Origin of the sequence: Photobacterium sp. OFAV2-7 (assembly GCF_022347985.1) — a bacterium.
Taxonomy (GTDB): domain Bacteria; phylum Pseudomonadota; class Gammaproteobacteria; order Enterobacterales; family Vibrionaceae; genus Photobacterium.
In genome coordinates, this window is sequence record NZ_JAKRFQ010000773.1 from 1 (window position 1) to 2542 (window position 2542).

The 2542-nt window shown below is 50.1% G+C and carries 3 protein-coding genes and 1 pseudogene; all 4 read right to left on the reverse strand.

The window, feature by feature from the left end; translation table 11 throughout:
- Nucleotides 1–220: 220 nt before the first annotated feature.
- Nucleotides 221–1075 carry a 3-deoxy-8-phosphooctulonate synthase gene (gene kdsA / locus MHN01_RS24345; protein WP_239413958.1) on the reverse strand — a complete coding sequence of 285 codons (855 nt, stop codon included), beginning with the start codon at nucleotides 1073–1075 and terminating at the stop codon, nucleotides 221–223.
- An 89-nt stretch (nucleotides 1076–1164) separates the two neighbouring features.
- A complete protein-coding gene (locus MHN01_RS24350) occupies nucleotides 1165–1974 on the reverse strand; it encodes a SirB1 family protein (protein WP_239413959.1) in 810 nt (269 codons plus the stop codon).
- Nucleotides 1975–1976: 2 nt separating this feature from the next.
- The gene (locus MHN01_RS24355) at nucleotides 1977–2357 is read right to left on the reverse strand and encodes a SirB2 family protein (RefSeq protein WP_239413960.1); all 381 of its coding nucleotides are present in this window, start codon (nucleotides 2355–2357) and stop codon (nucleotides 1977–1979) included.
- Nucleotides 2358–2372: 15 nt separating this feature from the next.
- A pseudogene (locus tag MHN01_RS24360) lies at nucleotides 2373–2542 on the reverse strand (protein-(glutamine-N5) methyltransferase, release factor-specific); the annotation flags it as partial.

The following is a 2542-nucleotide window of genomic DNA, read 5'->3' on the forward strand; positions in this document are numbered from 1 at the left end:
AAGCAACAAACATCACGCTTTATACGTGATAAGAAGACAGGGATATGCGCTGGCAGTTTCCGGAAAGAGCAATAAATATCACCATAGAAACGACATATTACAGAGTGATTCACTAAATCTTTACAAATTGTATTTTTTTTATCTACGTGAAAATCGCGCAAAAAAACAGCGGCCCGACAGGAAAACCTGCCGGGCCGCATACGATCAAAGCCGGTTTCGGTTATTTGATCTCGATAGGCTCGAAGCTCTTGATCAGGTCATCAAGTTGTTTAATTTGAGCCAGGAATGGCTCAAGCTTGTCCAGCGGGAAGGCTGACGGGCCATCGCAACGCGCCTGATCCGGTGTAGGGTGAGCTTCCATAAACAAACCACCGATCCCTGTCGCGATACCAGAACGCGCCAGATCAACCGTCTGCTCACGACGACCGCCGGAGGCAGCACCTTGAGGATCGCGGCACTGCAGGGCATGGGTCACATCAAAGATGATCGGGCTGCCTTTTGACGCCTTTTTCATCACATCAAAGCCCAGCATATCAACCACCAGGTTATCGTAACCGTGCAATACACCACGCTCACACAGAATAATGTTTTCGTTACCGCACTCGGCAAATTTCTCGACAATATTCCCCACTTGGCCCGGGCTCATGAACTGGGGTTTTTTCACATTGATCACAGCACCTGTTTTTGCCATCGCCTCAACCAGATCAGTCTGGCGGGCAAGGAAAGCAGGTAACTGGATTACATCGACAACATCAGCAACAGGCTGAGCCTGGTACTGCTCGTGGATATCGGTAATGATCTTCACGCCGAAGGTATCTTTCAGCTCCTGGAAGATCTTCAGGCCTTCTTCCATGCCCGGACCACGGTAAGAGTGAACGGAAGAGCGGTTTGCTTTGTCAAAAGACGCCTTAAATACATAAGGAATACCGAATTTGTCGGTCACTTCCACGTATTTCTCACAGATCTGCATAGCCATATCGCGAGATTCAAGTACGTTCATGCCACCAAACAAGACAAACGGCTTGTCATTGGCAACATCGATATCGCCAACTCGAACAACTTTCTGTTCCATCATATTCTCTCTTTCATTCAGAATGTTGAAGTAAACGCCACACTATACTCCGACGCTTACCTCCGAATTTTTGCCGCTCTACCCTGCCAACTTTAATGCAGCGTAAGAGGCTCTTCATTAAGTGCTTGCACCTGAAGCTTCAACAACTCAGCGGCCGGGTCTTCCGGACATTGCTCGATGAAATACTCATAGTCCATTGCCGCCACATGGCTGCACTCCAACTGCTGGTAAATATAGCCGCGATCACGAATTTCATGCGGATCGCCCGGGCTAAACTCCAGTGCCATGTCACTACAGCGAAGAGCATCAGCGAAGTGCTCTTCCCGAAGCAGGGCACTTTTCATAACGGTCAGCCAACGGGTCAGAATATCGGCATTGTCAGCCTCGTCCAGGTGCTCCTGGCGCAACTCGGTAAACGGACCGCGGTGACCTTTCAGCCAGGCCCCCATTGTCCGCTTGCTCAGGTACTCACCGTCAAACGGGTTGATGTACTGCTGCTCACCGTCATACCAGTCAACCTTAAGGATAAACTGGGTGGGAAAGCCCACACTGCTAACTGGTAAGTCAAGATGTTGGGCAAGGTAGAGAAAAATAGCCCCCAGGCTGACCGGGATGCCTTTCTTGCGCTCCAGGACCTTGTCGAGAAAAACATTTTCCGAAGAAAAGTACTGCTGCTGATCACCACAGAATCCCCACTCGCGGTAAAACAGTCGGATGAGGCCTTCCAGCCGCAAGTGCGGGTTTGGTTCATCCATCAGGGCATGCTCTGCTTCCTGAGCCAGCTTACTAAGCTGCAGTCGAACCCAGCCAGTCGGAAATGCAGGGTCAATTGCCGCTGTCATTTCCAGGGCGCCTTCAACCAGCGCCATCTGCTCTAATTCTTCATCAGTAAAACGTAACATGATTACCCCAGGAATGATGTCTTAGTCGTTGCAATGTTTGCAGCCGCCACCACCCAACCCAGCGCTCCCAGAAACGCAAAGGTCTTAAAGACTTTGTTCTTGCCATATTTCAGAGTGAAGAAGCCCAGTGCGATGTAGGCCAGAACGCAGCTCAGCTTCTGGGTCATCCAGTTACCCGCTTCGGTAAACGGAATAAAGCCGGTAATGAAAATCAGCACGACACCGGTAAGCAGCAAGAAGGTATCAACGACATGAGGTGTGATCTTGAGGTACTTTTTCTCTAGCAACGAGGAGTTTGCCATCAGCAGGCAATAACGAACGACAAATAGCAAAACGCTCAGTGCAATTGCCAGCATGTGGAGGTGTTTAAACGCAGCGTACATATAGTTTTCTCTCTTCTATCCTTGCCAACAGCCCATGGTTACCCGGTCATGGCCGGCATAATCCTGCGCTGTTGATACCTGGTTATATCCCAGTTCCAATAAAATTGCCCTAACCGCCTCACCCTGCTCAAAGCCGTGCTCCATCAGCAGCCAGCCACCGGTTTGCAGGTATTGGCGGCCCTGCT